A 16,946-nucleotide genomic window follows, 5' to 3' on the forward strand; every position below is an offset into this window, starting at 1 on the left:
ATGGCGGCGGGCTTGCCGAAGGTTGCACCGCCCCGTCGCCGGCGATCGCGGCCTCCTTGCCGCCACACGTCGCCAAGCCCTTTTCGTGCCGCAGTGTCGTAATGGCTCAGCACCTTGTCCAGCGGACAACGCTAGCGGACCCGCTCAAACGTGATGCGGATCTTCGTGCCGTCGGGGCGTTGAAAATTCTCGGTCATGACGTCGCCGTCGACCACCAGGCGCAGGTCCTGCCGCGTCCGGACGCTGCCGATCCAGTTCGGGAAGGTGCAGCCTTCGACCTTGTTGCCGCTGAACTCGCCGTTCTCATCCACCGTGTAGGTGCCGAAAAAGCCGATGCTGCCGGCCATGGCGGCGCGGTTTTCCGCGTCCGTGCCCTCGCCCCGCGCGTTGGAGGCAAAGCGCGGCACGTCCGCATCGGTCAGCACCTCGATGAAGTGCATGTCCGGCGTGAAGGTCAGCATCCCATTCGGCCGCGCGCCATAGGCCGGCAGGTTCTTGCCCTCGGGATCGATCTGGGCAGAAACCATTCTCCAGGTGCCGAGCACCTTGTTCGGCGGCGTAGCGTTGGCTGGAGCACTCATCAGGCAAACTCCCAAGGCGATCAGCACCAGATGTCGACGGTTCATATTGGAGTCCCTCGGCTTCATCCTCCCAGGCGGCTATTTTCTCAACGTCACCGCGCGCCGCCGGGTTTCGCAGGGCTGTCGGCAAATTCCCTCAAGGCAACGTTGACGGCGCCAAAACGCGTTTTAGCGCGAAGCGAGATAGGGACGTGCAGGTCGAGCGCAGCGGCGCGGCCGTAGGTGACCTCGATCTGAGCCGGATCCGCGCCTTCCGCCCGCGCATTCGCGCCGCCGCCGATCATCCCGGCCAACGGTTTCATGACGACGCGGCAGGTCGTCGTTGGGCCGAGAAAACCTTTGCGGTCGGTCGAACCGGAGGCCTGCGGCTCGAGGCGGATGTCATAGCGGCGCAGGCCGTCGAGGATCGACAAGGTCCGATCGCAGGCATCGCCCTTTGCCTTGTCCTCACCCCTGCCGGCCGGAATGAGCAGTGCGCTCAGGGGATCGGCGACTGCATTGAGGTGTTTTGCTTCGATCGCTGGCTGATCCGAGGTCAGCTCGAGCGGAGGATCGATCGTCATCGTCTTGACGACGCCCTCGGCCATGCCGAGTGTGACCTTCTGCCTGCGCTTACCGTTCCGATAATCGAGATCGAAGCCTGCGGGGACCAGGCGGCCGTCCTTGTAGGCGCCGCTGGATGCCGCCACGCCGGCGGCATCGCTGAGCAGCCTGGTTGCTCCGCTGCTCTGATAGGTAACGCGGGCCGTGTAGAGATTGCCGCGGACCGCCAGATCCAGCGTCGCGTTCGCAAGCGGCAGGCCGACGAGCGTGACGGCGTAGGTGGCGCGAATATCCGCATCCGCCGCCGCCGGACTTGGAACGGCGAGCAAAACCCAGCTGGCGCTGAGCCCGCACAGCGCAACGCGCATCGTGCCCGCGCCGAGCCGCGTCACGCGCATGAATCCGTCCTCGCCATGGCGCGGTTCGACTCCGTCACGAAGCTCGCGCCGGTCAGTCTTGCCGAGACATCCCACAGACGCGACGCCACCGCATCGTCATCGGCCTGCGGCGGCACGCGCGCGACCGACGGTGACCCCCGCGTTTCGCCGAACTTGTCCGGACCGTAATAGCCGCCGGGGACGATGTCCGGCGATGTCGCCGCAAACAGCGTCGGCAGCGCCCCTTGCGCCGGCGGCTGAAACAGGAACCACAGCGCGCTGCGCGCGATGCCAGCGAGGCTCATCCGGCCGGCACCGTTCGGAATGAGGTCGGTGCGCGAAATGCCGGGATGGGCGGCAACGCTGGTGATGCCCCAGCCGGAGGCCCGGCTTCGCCGCTGCAGCTCGAACGCAAACATCAGGTTCGCGAGCTTGGACTGGCCATAGATCGCCATCGGCTTGTACCAGCGCTCCGCCTGCAGATTGTCGAATTCGATCGATGCGCCGCGGGCGGCGACGCTGGACACGGTGACGACACGGGCCCCAACGCCCTTTCGCAGCAGCGGGAGAAGCTCGGCGGTCAACGCGAAATGACCGAGGTGGTTGGTGCCGAACTGCAATTCGAACCCGTCGGGCGTCACTTGCCGGTCAGGCGGCGCCATGACGGCGGCATTGTTGATGAGCAGGTCGAGGCTTGTCCGCCCCGCGCGCAAGCGGGAGCCGAAGGCGCGTATCGAATGAAGATCCGCAAGATCGAGCAGCTCGAACCTGACGTTCGCTCTCGGCTGACGGGACTGGATCCGCGCCACGGCATCGGCGCCCTTGGCGGCATTGCGGCCCGCGATGATCACATCGCCGCCCGCGCACGCGAGTGCAAGGGCATCCTCGTAAGCGAGGCCGCCCGTGCCCGTCACGACGGCGCAACGCCGTTGCTGCGAGGAAATCTCATGGGCGCTCCAACCGGACATCGGCTATCTCCAGCACTGATCAAGTCCGGCAGATATATTACACTGAGTGTAATTTCCTAGGTTCGTGGCGCTGGCGGCCATTGACCTTTTCGTGAATGGCGCCTGCGGCGCGGCCTTCGGGCATCGGCCTTCCCACGGGAAGCGGCGAAGCGCGCAGAACGCCGCGCAGCCGCCCAAGCATGAGGCTGGCCAATGACCGCAGCTTCGCCCGCATGCCGGCGCGAACGACCGTCAGCGCAGGAAGCAGCGCGACCAGCAGGCTGAGACCGATCCAGCGCAGAAGGCGCCCGGCGAGGAAGGCCTGGATGGTCGGGGTCCAGTCGTTGACGACGAGATTGACCGTCGCTGCGAACGCCGCCTTCGCACCGAGGCACAGGATACTGTTCGACACAATCTTCGCCAGATCGAAGCAGGGATGGAACGAGATGACGCACAGCAGAATGAGGACGCCGATGTTGCCGAAATACGGCGATCGTAACGCCTTGCCCGCGCGGGCGAGGCTGCGGGCGATGAATCGGCGCTCGTCATGCTCCCGCGGGGAGACTTGCACGATACCGGCGTGGCGATGCGCGACGGGATGAGCTGACCGCACGGCACGCACGCCGGGCGCCGTTCGCAAGCGCAAATGAGGTCTGCCGGTTGCACGCCGAGGTCGGTGCATCGCATTGTCGCGACGGGTCATCTTGATCCACTTCGTCAGGTCTGGACGCGCCTGATCGGCCGAGCCTTGCCGCGCGGCCGCGCATGCAGTAACTTCGCACTTGATGCGAATATTTATCGCACTGAGTGTAAGTTTGAATGAGGCCGTTTCGTGTCGAAACAAGCCGGAGAGGACGCATCTCCGAAAATGGAAGGATTGAGGGAGCAAAAGCGCCGTGAGACGTTGCGTCGCATCGCGGACACCGGGCTGAGGCTGTTCCTTCGCAATGGCTATGAGGCGACGACGCTCGACGCCATCGCCGAGGCAGCGGGAATTTCGCGCCGGACCTTCTTCTATTATTTCAAGTCGAAGGAAGACATCATCCTGGCGTGGCAAGGCGGTTTTGCGGAAATGATCCGCCGCGCCATTCTGGAGCAATCGACCATGCAGACGCCGCTCGACGCCGTGAAGAACGCTCTGATAAAGCTCACGGCGTCCTACGAGAACGCCGAGGCCCGCAAGCAGATGATGGCGATCGACCGCTTCATCCGCGCCAATGAGACGCTGCAGGCCCGCAAGGCCACGAAATATGCGCAGCAGGAGCAGGCAGTGTTCGATGCGCTCTGTGCGATGTGGCCGCAGCCGAAGCGGCGCCCGGCCCTGCGCATCGTCGCGATGATGTCCGCCGGAGCCTTTCGCCTTGCGATCGACAATTGGAGCCAGGACGAGGGAAAGCGGCCGTTTGCCGCCTATCTGCGCGACTGCTTCGCCAACATCAAAGCGGAAACTTGAAGCTGGGCACAGCCCTCGCGGCAGCCGTTGGGATCCCTCAGCCCATCACCCGGTACAGCTTCCACCGTTCCGGCACGCCCTTCAGCCGGTGCATGCCGTGATCCCTAAGGCTGACCGCGGACTGCGCCGTCATCAGGTCCTTCACCGCGCTCGACACCAGCACATCGCCGGCACGCGCCTTGGCGGCGACGCGGGTGCAGATGTGGAAGGCGAGACCGACCATCTCGCCGCCGCTGATGGTATATTCGCCGGCGTGCAGGCCGACGCGGATCTCGAGGCCGAGCGTGCGCACGGCTTTCTGGATCGCGGCCGCGCAGGAGATGGCGGCGGCGGGCTTTTTGAAGGTCGCGAGCACGCCGTCGCCGGTGGTCACGACCTCCTTACCGCCGCATGTCTTCAGCTCCTTGCGGACGGCGGCGTAGTAATGGCCCATCACCTTGGTCCAGCGCGCATCGCCGAGCTTCGCCGCCTTCGCGGTGGAGCCGACGATGTCGACGATCAGGATGGTGGCGAGCGCCTGCTTCGGCTCGGGGCTGCGCGCGGCGGGGCGGCGGCGCAGCACGATGGCTCCCGTCAGCGGCTCGTAGCGATGGCTGCGGCGCCGCGCGATCGCGGCCTTGGCATAGTCCTGCGCGCGCTGCGCCGTGCGGCAGCGGATCGTCTTCTCCTGCGGCAGACGCGACCAATAGACCTTGCGCGCGGCACCGGTGCCCTGGACCTCCACGGCGCCCCATTTCAGGAAGATCGTCGAACCCGTGCGCCTGACGCACCAGGCCTTCGACGTGTACCCGGAGACGTTCGACTGATGGACACCGATGCGAAGGAATTTCGGCATGAACGTGCGACGGAAGACCGTTTGCGTAGCGTCCGCAAGCGTAGTCGCACAACCCGGCGTTGGCAACCGGGCGGCTAACCCGCAAAGCCGCCCTCCGACCAATCATGTTCGGTCCTGGCGGCCGTGCGCGCCACGGACCTCTCGGCATCGGCGCTCGAAGCTTTCTCGGCGCGGCGCTGATAGTCGTCGGCCAGCAGCTTCAGCCGCGTCGCGACCACCTCGTCGGTCATGCTCATCGCAGCGCGGAGCAGGCTCTGCGCCGTTTCCATGTATTGCTGGCCTCGTCGTGACATCTGCAGCGTCATGGCATCCTCCCTCGGGCAGCGGCATTGGTCCGAGCCGCCAACGACGCGACCTTACGCGTCCCGCGCGGCAATCTCTTTCAACAAGGCGTCCGCATTTGCCCATCCGCACGATGCGGCCCGATGCCGCGAACAAGCCGACAAAACGCCGCGCGTGAGCGGTCCATCGGCTGGAGGAGGCGCGGCTGAGATCCATGTGCTATCGTCAGGCGGGGGACGGCAAGGGAGAGAGAAATGGCAATAAGCGTCAAGCAAATGCTGGAAGCTGCGAACGCGGCAGTCCCCAAGATCACCTCGGACCAGGCGGCCGAGATGATCAAGAACGGCAACACGCTGGTCGTTGACGTTCGCGATGCGCCGGAAGTCGCCGCCAGCGGCAAGATCGCGGGCGCAGTGAACGTCTCGCGCGGCATGCTGGAGTTCCGCGCCGATCCGGAATCGCCCTATCACGACAAGGCGTTCGACAAGAGCAAGACCGTCATTCTCTATTGCGCGTCCGGCGGCAGATCGGCGCTGGCAGGCAAGCTCCTGAAGGATATGGGCTACGAGAACGTCTACAATGTCGGCGGCTTCAAGGATTGGTCGGGCGCGGTCGAGAAGTAGCCGGCCCTCTGAAGCCGCGCCGGGCACCAGGGGCACGGGTGAGGATGTCTGTCCTGCCACGGCAAGGGGCGCATCGACGGCGCGCCCTGCGCCAGCTGCGGCGGCAGCGGGACCGTGATCCCGGCGGTTGGCGGTGCCTGAGAAACTGCGTCGATCCGTCTTCATCCTGGTAGCAACGATCGGCCGTCATGCGGGTTGTCCTGTTCGAGAACCTTATGAGGCGCGCCATGAGCAAGGAAGCCGGACTGAAGCCCGACGACTTCCCGATCGAAGCCGACAAGGACAAGTTGAAGACGCACAAGGGCGAGCCGGTAGCGTCGGCCGAGACCGAAGAGATCGCGGATGAGATCGCCGACAGGCTGAACGAGCACGCTCACCAGGAAGAGCAGGATCGCTGGTCGGCCTAGCCACTGCGGCGAGAATAGGAACGCCGCGCGTCCCCGCGCATTGGCCACATGCCGGGTCCCACAATCCGGCAATGGCGGCCTCGGCCCGACCTCCGCCCCCGGGACCGCCGGGCCGGGGCTGCCTGACGTCAATTCACAGGAGCGGACATGAAAGCACTCGTTCTCGCAGCGCTCATTGCGGCTCTCGCCTCGCCCCTCGCCGCATTTGCCCAAAGCGGCACTGGAGCATCCAGGACCGGATCGGGCATCAATTCCACGGGGACCGGCGGCACGACCGGTGCGGGAGCCTCCAGTCTCAATACGTCCTCGGACAACAACAGCGGCGGCGCCAGCGCACCGGCGAAATCGTCGACGATGCGGCCGGGTGACAACGACCCTGCCAGGCAAACCCAGGGCGGCCAGCAAGCCGAGCCGAACGCCCCCGGTACGAAAAGCAAGTAAACCCGGCGCGCTTCGGAGCCGTCCGCTACTCAGCCCGGATAAGCAAACAGCTCGATCGGCTCGCTGAAGCCGCGCACCTCGTGCTGGCCGACATGCTCCAGCGCGAACTCCTTCTCCACCAGCTCGGCGAAAGCGCGCGACAGCAGCACCTTCTTGCCGATCGTCTTGGTCAGCGCCTCGAGGCGGGAGGCCATGTTGACGGCGGGGCCGATCACGGTGAAGTCGAGCCGGCTCGACGATCCGATATTGCCGTACATGACGTCGCCGACATGGACGCCGATGCCGTAATTGAGCGGCGCACGGCCGGTCCCGTTGTTGCGCTCGTTCAGCGCGGCCATGGCCTGGCGGGCCTCGGTCACGGCATGGAGCAAATTGGCGCAGGCATTGGGCTGGCTCAGCGGAAAGATCGCGAGCAGGCCGTCACCGATGAATTTGAGGATCTCGCCGCCGTGCCGCGCAATCGGCTCCGACATCGCGTCGAAATAATCGTTGAGCAGATCGATGACGTCGTCGCGCGGCCAATTGTCGGAGATCTTGGTGAAATCCCTCAAGTCGCAGATCATGATCGCGGCGCGCACGGTGGTGCCGGTGCCGCGCCTTGTGGCGCCCGCAAGGATCAGCTCGCCGGCATGGGAACCGACATAGGTCTCCAGCAGCGTTCGCGCCAGGCGATTCTTGATGCGGATCTCGCTGACCAGCGCCAGCACCGGCAGCAGTTTCTTCAGGCCCGCGATGTCCGCGTCGTTGAAGCCTCCGGGCCGGTCGGTTGCGAACGTGACGAGATGGCGTTTGCCGAGCGTGTGGAACATCGGCCAGGCCACATAATCGGTCATGCCCAGCGACCGCATGTCGTCATAGAGGGCGTGCTTGCGGCCGAGCGAGGAATCCTGTTCGAGCTTCTCGCGCACCTCGTCGGCGCCGTCATGGATCTCGTTGGCGGCGCTGCCGATATATTCGGACCGCTCGCGAACGTTATAGTCGGCGAGCGTGATCTCCGCCTCGCGCTTGCCGTCGGACCACATCATGCGCGCGCCCAGCCATTGCGGATGATGGATCATCACGTGAAGCGTCGACCGCTTGAGCGGGATGCCCGCCTGCTGCAGGCGGATGCACATTTGCGCGAAGATGTTGTCGATGAAGCGCTCGTCGCGCGTGCCGTTGGTCAGCCAGTCGATCACGCCGTCGGCAGGCGTAGCGGAGGCGGAATTCTCTGATTGCGTGTTCATGTCCTGCCTCTCGAGCGGCGTCTGCGTCGAGGCAGATATCGTGCGCCGGTCTTGCTGCGTCAACCTGCCCGATTGCCCGGTTTGTGCGCAGCTTGGCGGGCTTTTAGCCGACGATGCGGATCGAGGCCAGCACGGCCATGCCCGCAACGAGCGCAAGCTTCGACGGCTCGGTCAGTTCGGCCTTCAGCGTGCCCTCGCTAGGAATCGCAAACTCCTCGCTGCCGAGACGGATGCGGCAATCGCCGCGCGCGGCATAGACGAGATGCGTGCCTACGGCAAGCTGCCGCTCGCCGGGCTCCCGGAGCGCTTCGAGCGCGATCTCCGCCGCTCCACGCCGGGCCATCAGATTCACGACCTCGACCGGACCGCCCTCGAGTGCCGTGACGATCTCCATCTCGCCGGGGAAGCGCACCGTCGTAAAAGGTTCACGTTCGTCGAATTCCTCCGTCGGCGATTTCAACACCAGCCCGCGCCCGCCGACGACCATCTGCAAGCGGTCGATGCCGGGCATGTAGGAGAACGGACCGGGCGCCACGATCGGCGTAGAAGCAAAGCGCCAGAGTAGGCTGTCCCAATCCTTCACTGCGCTACCTGCACGATGGACATCGGCGATGTCGGTGAAGATGCCGCCGCCGTTCTTCCAGGGCGAGCGGGTGTAGTGTTCGGGTTGGAGCAGTGTGGTTTTCATCTCCACATCATGCGCGGAATGGACCGACTTGCCAACCGGCTCCACCTCACGAGGCTGAGCCTTTCACAGCCTCACATCCCGCTCAAGCCGCTATCCACCGCAAGCGTCTGCGCGGTGACGTAGACGCTTTCGTCCGCCAGGAAGAACAGCACGGCATAGGCGATCTCCCAGGCCGTGGCCTGGCGGCCGAAGGGGATGGGACCCTTGCCGCGCGAGGGGCGGCCGGCACCGGCTTCGCGGCCGTTGGGGGTGTCGACGAGGCCGGGATACACGAGATTGGCGCGAATGCCGCGGCGCGCGCCGTGATGGGCGATGTTGCGCATCAGGCCGCCGAGCGCGGCTTTCGAGGAATCATACACCGCCATCTGCGATCCCGCCTTCAGCGCCGCGATGGAAGAGATGAAGACGATGGCGCCGCCATCGTCGAATCTCGGCATCGCCGCGCGGCAGCACAACATGGGGCCGCGGACGTTGACGTCGTAGATCCTGTTCCACTCCTCGGGGCTGACGTTATCGAGCCCGACCTTGCCGAAGGTGCCGATGTTCAGCACCATGCCGTCGAGCCCGCCCATGGCGCGATGAGCTTCCTCGATCATGCGCGTAACGTCGGCTTCGGACGTGACGTCAGCCGCAATCGCAAAAGCTTCTCCTCCCTCATCGGTGATGCGCTTCACCGTCACTTCGGCAGAGCTGCGGTTGAGATCGGCCACCGCAACCTTCGCGCCTTCGCGCGCACAGAGGATGCTCATGGCGCGGCCGTTGCCGATCGGATCGGTGGCGGCGTCGAACACGCGTTGACCGCCGCCGACGATCAGGATGCGACGCCCCTTCAGCCGTTCCCTGCCCGGCGCCTCGCCCAGGGATTCCGCGCTGGGCGGACGGACATAGCGCTCCGGCTTGCTCTCGGTCTCCGCCATCTCAAGCACCCTGCTTCTTGCCGCCGTCATAGACCTTCATGCCGGCGGCGGGATCGAGATCGGTCTCGGTCGCCTCGGTGAGACGCGCCATCATCATGTAGAAGCCGAGCGCGACGATGGACTCCACGATCTCCTGGTCGCTGAAATGTTTTCGCGCAGCAGTGAACGTTGCCTCGGGGACGCGGACGTTCTCGACCACTTCGCGGCCGAACTTCAGTAGCACGCGTTCGGCCTCACTGAGTGCTGGGGCATCGTAATCCGCGCGCTCGACGGCATCGATCTGCTCTTGCGTGCAGCCGACGCCGAGCGCGATCGGCACGTGCTGGCGCCATTCATAGGCGCCGCCCTCCAGCTGCGCCGCCTGCAGGATCAGGAGCTCGCGGTTGACCGAAGAGAGCTTCTGCTTGTGCAGGATCGAATTGCCGAGCCGCATCGCCGGGATCATGTTGGCCTCGGCATGGGCCATCATGCGGAAGATGTTGAGCTTGACCGGCATGCGGTCGAACGAGGCGCGGATGTCGCCGCTCGTCGTCTCCGGATCAATCAGAGGCAGCCTTGCCACGGTTCTCTCCCTTGGGCTTTCGTTTCTTGTTGTCGACGTTACCTGCCCCGATCAGCGACAGGAAGAAGGCGAGATAGCGGTCGATCGCCTCGATCACCTTCGGCCGCGGCGAGGGCGCCGCGCCCATCACGTAATGCTCGAGGCGGATGTAGATGAGGCCGGCCGCGAACAGCCGCGCGGTCTCGCGCGGATCGGGCGTCGAGATCAGGCCGGCGAGCGCGAAGCCGCGAAAATAATCCGTCATCATGCTCTGCTCGCGCGCATAGAAATGATCGGCGAATTTGGCGCGGATGCCGGGCACGCGGTTGCGCTCGGCGGTGATGACCTTCTGGAACTGGTGCTCGCGCGGATCGGACCATTGCTCGACGAGATCCAGCGCGAACTGACGGCAGAACGCGGCGGGCTGGCGCGCGAGCTGCCTGTAGCGCGGCTCCTCCAGCCGGCTCGCCGAGCTGGCCGGGCCGTGCTCCGCCACGATCGCTTCGAGAATCGCAGCCTTGCCGGAAAAGTGATTGTAGAGGCTGCTCTCGCGGATGCCGACGCGGCGCGCGAGCTCGCGCATCGAGGCGCCGCCATAGCCGCTCTGCGCGAACAGATCGAGCGCCTCGGTGAGGATGCGGTCACGCGTGGTGGGCGCAGACGCGTCCGCCGCGCTGGAGGTGTGAACAGCCATCCCGCTTGACTAACGAACGATCGTTCGCTAGTCAACCGTACGAACGATCGTTCGTTTGCAAGACTGGCAGCGGCGGTCGTCGCCCGCAAGTCCGCTTCGGGCCCGTTCTCGCGTTTCAACTCCGCTCCACCCGAGAAGCGGAGAGCAATTTCAGGGAGATTTTTCATGGCGCGCTTTGACCGCCTTCGCCTGCTTGCGGCCTGCATCCTCCTGCCGCTGCTCGCAGCCGGCGCCGCCTCTGCCCAAGGCGCAAAATACGATTCCGGCGCCGACGACAAGACCATCAAGATCGGCACCACCGCGCCGTTGAGCGGACCGGTGTCAGCCTTCGCGCAGATCGCGAAATCTGCGGAGGCTTACTTCCGCAAGGTGAACGACGAGGGTGGCGTCAACGGGCGGCCCATCCAGATGATCATCGCTGACGATGCCTATAGCCCACCCAAGACGGTGGAGCAGACCCGCCGCCTGGTGGAGAGCGAAGAGGTGCTCTTAATCTTCGGCGGTGTCGGCACGCCGACCAACAGCGCCGTGCACAAATATCTCAACGACCGCAAGGTGCCGCAGCTTTTCCTCGGGTCGGGCGCGGCGAAGTGGGACGATCCCAAGAACTTTCCGTGGACCGTCGGCTGGCAGCCGACCTATCGCGACGAGGCGATCGCCTACGCCAGATACATCAAGGCCAGCCACGCCAACGCGAAGGTCGGCGTGCTCTACCAGAACGACGACCTCGGCAAGGACTATCTGAAGGCGCTGGAGGAAGGGCTCGGCGGCGGCGAAGCGATCGTCGCGCGTGCAGCCTACGAGACCTCGGCGCCGACCGTCGACACCCAGATCCTGCAAATGAAGACCGCCGGCGCCGACGTGGTGCTGGTGGCGGCCACGCCGAAATTCGCCGCGCAGGCGATCCGCAAGATCGGCGAGATCGGCTGGAAGCCTACGACCATCATCTCCAACGTCTCGGCGTCGATCAGCGGCGTGCTGGAGCCGGCCGGCAAGGACAATTCCACCGGCGTCATCTCCAGCCAATATCTAAAGGACGCGACTGATCCCGCGCTGAAGGACGATGCCGGATACAAGGAATGGCTGGGCTTTATGGAGAAGTACATGCCTGAGGCCAACAAGAGCGACTGGCTCAACGTCTATGGCTATACCATCGCGCAGACGCTGGTGACGGTGCTCAAGGCATCAGGCAACGACCTCACCCGCGCCAATGTAATGAAGCAAGCGACCACCATGAAAGACGTGCGCCTGCCGATGCTGATCAACGGCACCGCGGTCAGCAATTCGCCCGAGCGGCATACGCCGATGACGAGCCTCCAGCTCATTCGCTACGACGGCACGCGCTGGGTGCCGTTCGGCGACCTCCTGAAGAACTGAGCCGATGCGGAGCTTGCGGATCGGCAGCATGCGGGTCGATCTCGTCAGCGAGATCGCTTCGCTTGCCTTCGACAAGAGCTGGCTGTTCGCCAACGTCACCGACGAGGTGATTGCGGAGAACAGGAGCTGGCTCGATCATCGCTATATCGAGCCGGAGACAGGCCGCTTCATCCTCAGCCACCACTCCTATCTCGTGCGTACGCCGCGCTGGACCGCGATCGTCGACACCTGCTGCGGCAATCACAAGAAGCGGCCGCGCGTGCCGGCGTGGAACGAGCTCGACCAGCCTTATCTCGACAACATGCGGGCGCTCGGCGTCGCCCCTGAAGACGTCAACTTCGTGATGTGCACGCATCTGCATGTCGATCACGTCGGCTGGAACACGCGGCTCGTCGATGGCCGCTGGGTGCCGACCTTCCCCAAGGCGCGCTATCTGATGGGCCGCGCCGAATATCGGCATTTCGAGGCCGCGCACAACGCCGCGCCGAAGAGCCCGGTGAACCACGGCTCGTTCGAGGATTCCGTGCTGCCGGTGGTTGCGGCCGGCCTTGCCGAACTGGTCGAGACCGATCATCGCCTGTTTAGTGATCGCGACGCAGCCTTGCGCTTTGCGCCGGCGCCGGGCCACACCGCCGGCAACATGCAGATCCACCTCAACGGCGGCGACGATCATGCGGTGATGTCGGGCGACGTCATCCATCATCCGATCCAGTGCGCCGCGCCGTGGCTCTCCAATGCCGCCGACGTCGATCCGGCCGCGGCACTCGCAACGCGGCTGGCGCTGCTGGAGGAGCTTGCGGACACGCCGAGCTATCTGCTCACCGGCCATTTCCCGGCACCGACCGCGGGCCGCGTCGTCAGGCACGGCGAAGCCTATCGCTTTCGTTTCGAGGATTAGGGGGACACCATCATGAAGCTCAGCACCGTCACGCTCTCTTTGCTCGCATTGCTTTCGGCGGCATCGCCGGCGCGCGCCGAGGATCCGGCCGCCTACCCCTCGCGCAAGATCAGGATGCTGCTGCCCTATGCAGCCGGCGGCGGCGGCGACGTGGTCGGCCGGCTGCTCGCCGACAAGATGGGCAAACTACTCGGACAGACCATTTATATCGAGAACCACACGGGCGCGGCCGGCACGCTCGGCACGCAGATGGTGGCGACGTCGCCCAACGACGGCTACACCATCACCGTCGGCGGCATGACCACTCACGTGCTGGCGCCCGCGATCTATCCCAAGCTGTCCTACGATTCGATCAAGGATTTCACCACGATCGGGCGCGTCGGGACGTCCTCGATCATGCTGGTGGCCACCAAGACCTTCCCGGCCAACGACATCAAGGAACTGATCGCGCTCGCCAAGAAGGGCGAGCCGGTCCAGTACGGCAGCTGGGGCGTCGGCTCGACCGGGCAGTTCTGCGCCGAAATCCTGATGCAGCAGACCGGCATCAAGATGGACCACGTGCCGTTCAACGGCATCGCCAAGCTGGCCGGCGACCTGCTCGGCGGCCACATCTCGCTGGCGACGCTCGACGTGGCGACCGCGACGCCGCTGGTGAAGGACGGCTCGCTCAAGGCGCTGGCCGCCTGCGGCGAGCGGTCGCCGAGCCTGCCCGATATCGCCAGCTACAAGGAGCAGGGCGTGCCGTTCGACCGCAGCCTGTCCTGGGCGATGTATGCGCCCGCCGGCGTCGCGCCGCCCATCGCACAGAAATTGTCGGCGGCCTTGAAGGACGCGCTCGGCGATACCGTAGTGAAGGAGAAGCTGCTCGGGCTCGGCATCACCGCGCACTTCGTCCCAGGCAATGAGCAGCGCGACATCAATGCACGCGACATCGCAGCCTGGAAGCAGGTTGCCAAGGACGCCGGCATCGAGGTCAAGTGAACCAGGTGACAACAGGAGCGCGGGCATGAGCCGCATCTTCGGCGCGGTACGCCAGAACGGATATGTGGTGCGGGACATCCACGCCGCGATGAAGCATTGGATCGAAATCATGGGCGTCGGTCCCTGGTATTACATGGATCGGGTCAAGACCGACTGGTTTCGCCATCGGGGCCAGGACTCGGCGGTGGAGATGAGCATCGCGCTGGCCAATTCCGGCGACCTCCAGATCGAGCTGATCCAGCAGCGCAACGATGCGCCCTCGCTGTACAGGGAATTCCTCGACGCCGGGCACGAGGGCCTGCAGCACATGTCCTATTGGAGCCATGACTACCAGGCGCTCTACGACAAGGCGCTCGGGCTCGGCTACAGGATCGGCCATGAAGGCCAGATCGGCGGCGACAAGGGTCGCTTCGCCTATTTCGACACCGAGGCCCATCCAGGCACGGTGATCGAGATCTCCGACATCAGCGGGACCAAGGGACCGTTCTTCGAGAAGGTCCGGCAGGCCGCGATGAACTGGGATGGCACGCGGCCGATCCGCGAGGTCGGCGGCGCGAAATAAGGCTTGATCACCGACCGCCGAATTCCCCGCCCGCTGAGGCAGCGATCCGTGGTAGGGTGAGCCTCGCGTTCGAACCTTCAGCGAGGCAATCATGTCCGACACTGACAAGGTTTTCGCCGGCTCGATCCCAAAGCTCTACGACGAGCATCTCGTCCCGATGATCTTCGCCATCTACGCCGACGACATCGCAAGACGCATCGCTCCGCTCTCTCCCTCCGTCCTGCTCGAGATCGCGGCAGGCACCGGCGCGGTGACGCGCGCCGTGGCGGCGGCGCTGCCGCCCGGCATCCGCTATGTCGCGACCGACCTCAACGAGCCGATGCTCGCGATCGCAGCAAAGCGTCAGGCGGACGATGATCGCATCACCTGGCGCCAGGCGGACGCCTTGGCGCTTCCTTTCGGCGATGCCGAGTTCGACGTGGTCTGCTGCCAATTCGGCGCCATGTTCTTTCCGGACCGCGCCAAGGGCTATTCGGAAGCGAAGCGCGTGTTGAAGGGCGGCGGTACGTTCCTGTTCAATGTGTGGGACCGCATCGAGGAGAATGTGTTCGCCCACGATGTCACGACGGCCCTCGCCAAGCTGTTTCCGGATGATCCGCCCCGCTTCATGGCGCGGACACCGCACGGCTATTTCGACCAGGCGATCATCCGGGCCGATCTCAAACGCGCGGGCTTTGGCGACGTCGCGATCGAACCACTGGCAGCGACCAGCCGTGCGCCGACGCCCGAGTTCGTGGCGCTCGCCTATTGCCAGGGCACGCCACTGCGCGCCGAGATCGAGGCGAGGAGCAGCAGTGATCTTCAGGCCGCAACCGATGCGGTCGCTGATGCGCTCCGCGCGCGCCATGGACCTGGACCGGTCGAAGCCAAGATCCAGGCCCTGGTGATCACGGCGCGGCTATAAGGGCTGCGCCGCGGGCAAGCCTTGCTTACTTACCAGAAGCCCCGCGGCATGGGCTGCGTCGACTGATAATACTGATACTGGCCGCGCTGACGGCGCGGATTGACCGGCTGCACGTAGGGATCGCGCGGGTAGAAGAAGCCGAAGCCATTGCCGCCATTGTCCCAGCCGTCGTCGCTGGCGATCATGGCCGGCGCGGTCGGCTTGCGCGTGATGAAGCCGCCTTGCGGCTGGTTGCTCAGCACCGCGACGAATTCGGTGCGGTAGTTTGTTTCAGCGCTCAAGGGTTCGTCGGAGATGACGATCGACGAGCGCGGCAACGCGGTCGGCCCGATGCGATCCCACACCTCCTGGGGAATGGTGATCCGGTCGAGCGCATCCCTCGCCTCGTCGCCGTTCTCGATCGTGACGATGCTCCAGCGCAGGCCTGTATCGGTCTTCGCCATCGCCGTGAAGATGTGCGTGCCGAGCGGCCGGTCGGGATTGCGGATCGTGACGGGGACCTCGATGCTGGTGTCGAACACCTCGCCGCCGCCATCGGGCGCCGGCTTGTGGGTGTTTCGCCGCACATAGAGCTTCTGCGTGGAGCGACTGATGTAGACTGAGACCGGCTCGAGCGCGAGCTTTGCGTCGGTCGCCGCCTTCACAGCGTCGGCCTTCCTGGCCGCCGTCGCCTTCGCAGCCTCCTTCGTGGCGGCGACCGCATCGCGCTTCGGCTGCGCGGCGGCCTTTGCCGCGTCGAGCTGCGTCGACGCGTCCGCGGCCTTGGCAGCGGCCTTCTGCTTCAGCTCCTCGGCCTTGGCACGAGCCTGATCGGTCTTCGCATTCGCCAGCGTCTTGTCGGCGAAGGCGAGCTCGGCATCCGCCCGGGACTTCTGCTGCTCCAACTTGCGCAGCGTCGCCGGGAGGGATGTTGCTTCCTTCGCGGCTACTGACGCGGCCTTCTTGGCTTCATCGGCGGCGCGCGTCGCCTCCTCGGCCTCGGCGGCGAGCTTGCCGATACGGTTCGGTGCCGTCGCGATGGCCTCCTGCTTCGGCACGAACAATGAGGGGTGCGAGATTTCGGTCGGGACCGTATCTTCCGGCGAGACGATCACCCGCATTCCGATATAGGTCTTGTCGAACACGTTCTCGGCGAAGCCGAATGGCAGCCGCACGCAGCCATGCGAGGCGGCATAGCCGGGCAGCGGTCCACCATGCAGCGCGATGCCGTTCCAGGTGATGCGCTGCATATGCGGCATCCACGCATCGTCATACATGCTCGAGCGATGCTCCCGGTTCTTCTCGAGGATGGCGAACACGCCGGCCGGCGTCTCGCGTCCCGTGGTGCCCGTCGACACCGGCGCGCGCGCGATCCAGCCGTCCGCGTCATAGAAGGTGATTTGCTGGCTCTTGATCGACACGATCGCCATGATGGGATCGCCGGCCACGCGCGGCGCCACGGCTTCGGCGGTCTGACGGGCCTGCTTGGCCGCATTCGCCGGGACCGCTCCCGCAAAGAGGGTCAGCGTCACCAATGCTACGATCCCGGCAGCCCCCGGACGCGCCCTGGTGGTTCGCGTCGTCGTCGATCGGTTTTTCATGCCATCCTCGGTCGAACTGCCAGTCTGCTGGTGTCGCTCAGAATATCAATTTGCGATCTCTGGATTAAGAAAGCGCAGCCGCCTTACGT

21 protein-coding genes are annotated in these 16,946 nt (G+C 65.2%); 9 read left to right on the forward strand and 12 right to left on the reverse strand.

Annotation, left to right across the window (positions count from 1 at the left end; translation table 11 throughout):
- Positions 1-131: 131 nt before the first annotated feature.
- The 4 genes from LPJ38_RS34835 to LPJ38_RS34850 all read right to left on the reverse strand — a co-directional run bounded on the left by LPJ38_RS34835 (position 132) and on the right by LPJ38_RS34850 (position 3,292).
- Positions 132-581, reverse strand: a complete 450-nt coding sequence (locus LPJ38_RS34835; RefSeq protein ID WP_231088504.1) for a lipocalin-like domain-containing protein — start codon at positions 579-581, stop codon at positions 132-134.
- A gap of 92 nt (positions 582-673) precedes the next feature.
- Complete coding sequence (locus LPJ38_RS34840) at positions 674-1,522, reverse strand: DUF3108 domain-containing protein (protein WP_145638109.1); 849 nt, start codon at positions 1,520-1,522, stop codon at positions 674-676.
- Entirely contained in the window at positions 1,513-2,469 is a 957-nt protein-coding gene (locus tag LPJ38_RS34845; RefSeq protein ID WP_145638111.1) for an oxidoreductase, read from the reverse strand. Before LPJ38_RS34845 ends, LPJ38_RS34840 begins: the two co-directional genes overlap by 10 nt.
- A 37-nt stretch (positions 2,470-2,506) precedes the next feature.
- The gene (locus tag LPJ38_RS34850; protein WP_145638113.1) at positions 2,507-3,292 is read right to left on the reverse strand and encodes a hypothetical protein; all 786 of its coding nucleotides are present in this window, start codon (positions 3,290-3,292) and stop codon (positions 2,507-2,509) included.
- 24 nt (positions 3,293-3,316) lie between these two features.
- Here LPJ38_RS34850 and LPJ38_RS34855 point away from each other — a divergent pair, with 24 nt between their 5' ends.
- The gene (locus LPJ38_RS34855) at positions 3,317-3,901 is read left to right on the forward strand and encodes a TetR/AcrR family transcriptional regulator (protein WP_145638115.1); all 585 of its coding nucleotides are present in this window, start codon (positions 3,317-3,319) and stop codon (positions 3,899-3,901) included.
- A gap of 37 nt (positions 3,902-3,938) precedes the next feature.
- Here the strand turns inward: LPJ38_RS34855 and LPJ38_RS34860 are convergent, their stop codons facing one another.
- Together LPJ38_RS34860 and LPJ38_RS34865 are read right to left on the reverse strand one after the other, a co-directional pair.
- A complete protein-coding gene (locus LPJ38_RS34860; protein WP_145638117.1) occupies positions 3,939-4,736 on the reverse strand; it encodes an adenylate/guanylate cyclase domain-containing protein in 798 nt (265 codons plus the stop codon).
- A gap of 74 nt (positions 4,737-4,810) precedes the next feature.
- Positions 4,811-5,041 (reverse strand): hypothetical protein, encoded by a 231-nt coding sequence (locus tag LPJ38_RS34865; RefSeq protein ID WP_231088505.1) that lies wholly within the window; start codon positions 5,039-5,041, stop codon positions 4,811-4,813.
- 231 nt (positions 5,042-5,272) lie between these two features.
- On the opposite strand from LPJ38_RS34865, the gene LPJ38_RS34870 reads away from it, so the two are divergent.
- The 3 genes from LPJ38_RS34870 (at position 5,273) to LPJ38_RS34880 (ending at position 6,489) form a co-directional block, all read left to right on the forward strand.
- Positions 5,273-5,641, forward strand: a complete 369-nt coding sequence (locus tag LPJ38_RS34870; protein ID WP_145638119.1) for a rhodanese-like domain-containing protein — start codon at positions 5,273-5,275, stop codon at positions 5,639-5,641.
- A gap of 227 nt (positions 5,642-5,868) precedes the next feature.
- The gene (locus LPJ38_RS34875; protein WP_008561745.1) at positions 5,869-6,048 is read left to right on the forward strand and encodes a hypothetical protein; all 180 of its coding nucleotides are present in this window, start codon (positions 5,869-5,871) and stop codon (positions 6,046-6,048) included.
- A 147-nt stretch (positions 6,049-6,195) separates the two neighbouring features.
- A complete protein-coding gene (locus LPJ38_RS34880; protein WP_145638121.1) occupies positions 6,196-6,489 on the forward strand; it encodes a hypothetical protein in 294 nt (97 codons plus the stop codon).
- A 29-nt stretch (positions 6,490-6,518) separates the two neighbouring features.
- Here LPJ38_RS34880 and LPJ38_RS34885 read toward each other — a convergent pair whose 3' ends face one another.
- From LPJ38_RS34885 to LPJ38_RS34905, 5 genes are all read right to left on the reverse strand, one after another.
- The gene (locus LPJ38_RS34885) at positions 6,519-7,715 is read right to left on the reverse strand and encodes an adenylate/guanylate cyclase domain-containing protein (protein ID WP_167520583.1); all 1,197 of its coding nucleotides are present in this window, start codon (positions 7,713-7,715) and stop codon (positions 6,519-6,521) included.
- A 103-nt stretch (positions 7,716-7,818) separates the two neighbouring features.
- Entirely contained in the window at positions 7,819-8,403 is a 585-nt protein-coding gene (locus LPJ38_RS34890) for a HutD/Ves family protein (RefSeq protein WP_145638125.1), read from the reverse strand.
- Between the two features lie 71 nt (positions 8,404-8,474).
- Positions 8,475-9,320, reverse strand: a complete 846-nt coding sequence (locus LPJ38_RS34895) for an SDR family NAD(P)-dependent oxidoreductase (RefSeq protein ID WP_167520584.1) — start codon at positions 9,318-9,320, stop codon at positions 8,475-8,477.
- Between the two features lies 1 nt (position 9,321).
- Positions 9,322-9,882 (reverse strand): carboxymuconolactone decarboxylase family protein, encoded by a 561-nt coding sequence (locus tag LPJ38_RS34900; RefSeq protein WP_145638129.1) that lies wholly within the window; start codon positions 9,880-9,882, stop codon positions 9,322-9,324.
- Positions 9,860-10,555, reverse strand: coding sequence for a TetR/AcrR family transcriptional regulator (locus tag LPJ38_RS34905; protein WP_145638131.1), 696 nt, complete (start codon positions 10,553-10,555; stop codon positions 9,860-9,862). The genes LPJ38_RS34900 and LPJ38_RS34905 overlap by 23 nt, the downstream gene beginning before the upstream one ends.
- Positions 10,556-10,720: 165 nt before the next feature.
- Between LPJ38_RS34905 and LPJ38_RS34910 the strand changes: the two genes are divergently transcribed.
- From LPJ38_RS34910 to LPJ38_RS34930, 5 genes are all read left to right on the forward strand, one after another.
- The gene (locus tag LPJ38_RS34910) at positions 10,721-11,932 is read left to right on the forward strand and encodes an ABC transporter substrate-binding protein (protein ID WP_145638133.1); all 1,212 of its coding nucleotides are present in this window, start codon (positions 10,721-10,723) and stop codon (positions 11,930-11,932) included.
- 28 nt (positions 11,933-11,960) lie between these two features.
- Positions 11,961-12,830: an MBL fold metallo-hydrolase gene (locus tag LPJ38_RS34915; RefSeq protein ID WP_231088506.1), complete on the forward strand. Its 870-nt coding sequence runs from the start codon at positions 11,961-11,963 to the stop codon at positions 12,828-12,830.
- Positions 12,831-12,842: 12 nt separating this feature from the next.
- A complete protein-coding gene (locus LPJ38_RS34920; protein WP_145638138.1) occupies positions 12,843-13,811 on the forward strand; it encodes a Bug family tripartite tricarboxylate transporter substrate binding protein in 969 nt (322 codons plus the stop codon).
- 25 nt (positions 13,812-13,836) lie between these two features.
- Positions 13,837-14,373: a VOC family protein gene (locus tag LPJ38_RS34925; protein ID WP_145638140.1), complete on the forward strand. Its 537-nt coding sequence runs from the start codon at positions 13,837-13,839 to the stop codon at positions 14,371-14,373.
- A gap of 91 nt (positions 14,374-14,464) precedes the next feature.
- Positions 14,465-15,277 carry a class I SAM-dependent methyltransferase gene (locus tag LPJ38_RS34930; RefSeq protein WP_145638142.1) on the forward strand — a complete coding sequence of 271 codons (813 nt, stop codon included), beginning with the start codon at positions 14,465-14,467 and terminating at the stop codon, positions 15,275-15,277.
- 29 nt (positions 15,278-15,306) lie between these two features.
- Here LPJ38_RS34930 and LPJ38_RS34935 read toward each other — a convergent pair whose 3' ends face one another.
- A complete protein-coding gene (locus LPJ38_RS34935; RefSeq protein WP_145638144.1) occupies positions 15,307-16,857 on the reverse strand; it encodes a L,D-transpeptidase in 1,551 nt (516 codons plus the stop codon).
- Positions 16,858-16,946: the final 89 nt, after the last annotated feature.

Source organism: Bradyrhizobium daqingense (assembly GCF_021044685.1).
GTDB classification, from domain to species: domain Bacteria; phylum Pseudomonadota; class Alphaproteobacteria; order Rhizobiales; family Xanthobacteraceae; genus Bradyrhizobium; species Bradyrhizobium daqingense.

Bases quoted from the DNA above. Each gene is read 5' to 3' on its own strand.
- LPJ38_RS34925 (WP_145638140.1), top strand. From the start codon at position 13,837: ATGAGCCGCATCTTCGGCGCGGTACGCCAGAACGGATATGTGGTGCGG.
- LPJ38_RS34895 (WP_167520584.1), bottom strand. From the start codon at position 9,320: ATGGCGGAGACCGAGAGCAAGCCGGAGCGCTATGTCCGTCCGCCCAGC.
- LPJ38_RS34910 (WP_145638133.1), top strand. From the start codon at position 10,721: ATGGCGCGCTTTGACCGCCTTCGCCTGCTTGCGGCCTGCATCCTCCTG.
- LPJ38_RS34920 (WP_145638138.1), top strand. From the start codon at position 12,843: ATGAAGCTCAGCACCGTCACGCTCTCTTTGCTCGCATTGCTTTCGGCG.
- LPJ38_RS34905 (WP_145638131.1), bottom strand. From the start codon at position 10,555: ATGGCTGTTCACACCTCCAGCGCGGCGGACGCGTCTGCGCCCACCACG.
- LPJ38_RS34885 (WP_167520583.1), bottom strand. From the start codon at position 7,715: ATGAACACGCAATCAGAGAATTCCGCCTCCGCTACGCCTGCCGACGGC.
- LPJ38_RS34880 (WP_145638121.1), top strand. From the start codon at position 6,196: ATGAAAGCACTCGTTCTCGCAGCGCTCATTGCGGCTCTCGCCTCGCCC.
- LPJ38_RS34845 (WP_145638111.1), bottom strand. From the start codon at position 2,469: ATGTCCGGTTGGAGCGCCCATGAGATTTCCTCGCAGCAACGGCGTTGC.
- LPJ38_RS34915 (WP_231088506.1), top strand. From the start codon at position 11,961: ATGCGGGTCGATCTCGTCAGCGAGATCGCTTCGCTTGCCTTCGACAAG.
- LPJ38_RS34860 (WP_145638117.1), bottom strand. From the start codon at position 4,736: ATGCCGAAATTCCTTCGCATCGGTGTCCATCAGTCGAACGTCTCCGGG.
- LPJ38_RS34890 (WP_145638125.1), bottom strand. From the start codon at position 8,403: ATGAAAACCACACTGCTCCAACCCGAACACTACACCCGCTCGCCCTGG.
- LPJ38_RS34855 (WP_145638115.1), top strand. From the start codon at position 3,317: ATGGAAGGATTGAGGGAGCAAAAGCGCCGTGAGACGTTGCGTCGCATC.
- LPJ38_RS34875 (WP_008561745.1), top strand. From the start codon at position 5,869: ATGAGCAAGGAAGCCGGACTGAAGCCCGACGACTTCCCGATCGAAGCC.
- LPJ38_RS34840 (WP_145638109.1), bottom strand. From the start codon at position 1,522: ATGCGCGTGACGCGGCTCGGCGCGGGCACGATGCGCGTTGCGCTGTGC.
- LPJ38_RS34930 (WP_145638142.1), top strand. From the start codon at position 14,465: ATGTCCGACACTGACAAGGTTTTCGCCGGCTCGATCCCAAAGCTCTAC.
- LPJ38_RS34865 (WP_231088505.1), bottom strand. From the start codon at position 5,041: ATGACGCTGCAGATGTCACGACGAGGCCAGCAATACATGGAAACGGCG.
- LPJ38_RS34870 (WP_145638119.1), top strand. From the start codon at position 5,273: ATGGCAATAAGCGTCAAGCAAATGCTGGAAGCTGCGAACGCGGCAGTC.
- LPJ38_RS34935 (WP_145638144.1), bottom strand. From the start codon at position 16,857: ATGAAAAACCGATCGACGACGACGCGAACCACCAGGGCGCGTCCGGGG.
- LPJ38_RS34835 (WP_231088504.1), bottom strand. From the start codon at position 581: ATGAGTGCTCCAGCCAACGCTACGCCGCCGAACAAGGTGCTCGGCACC.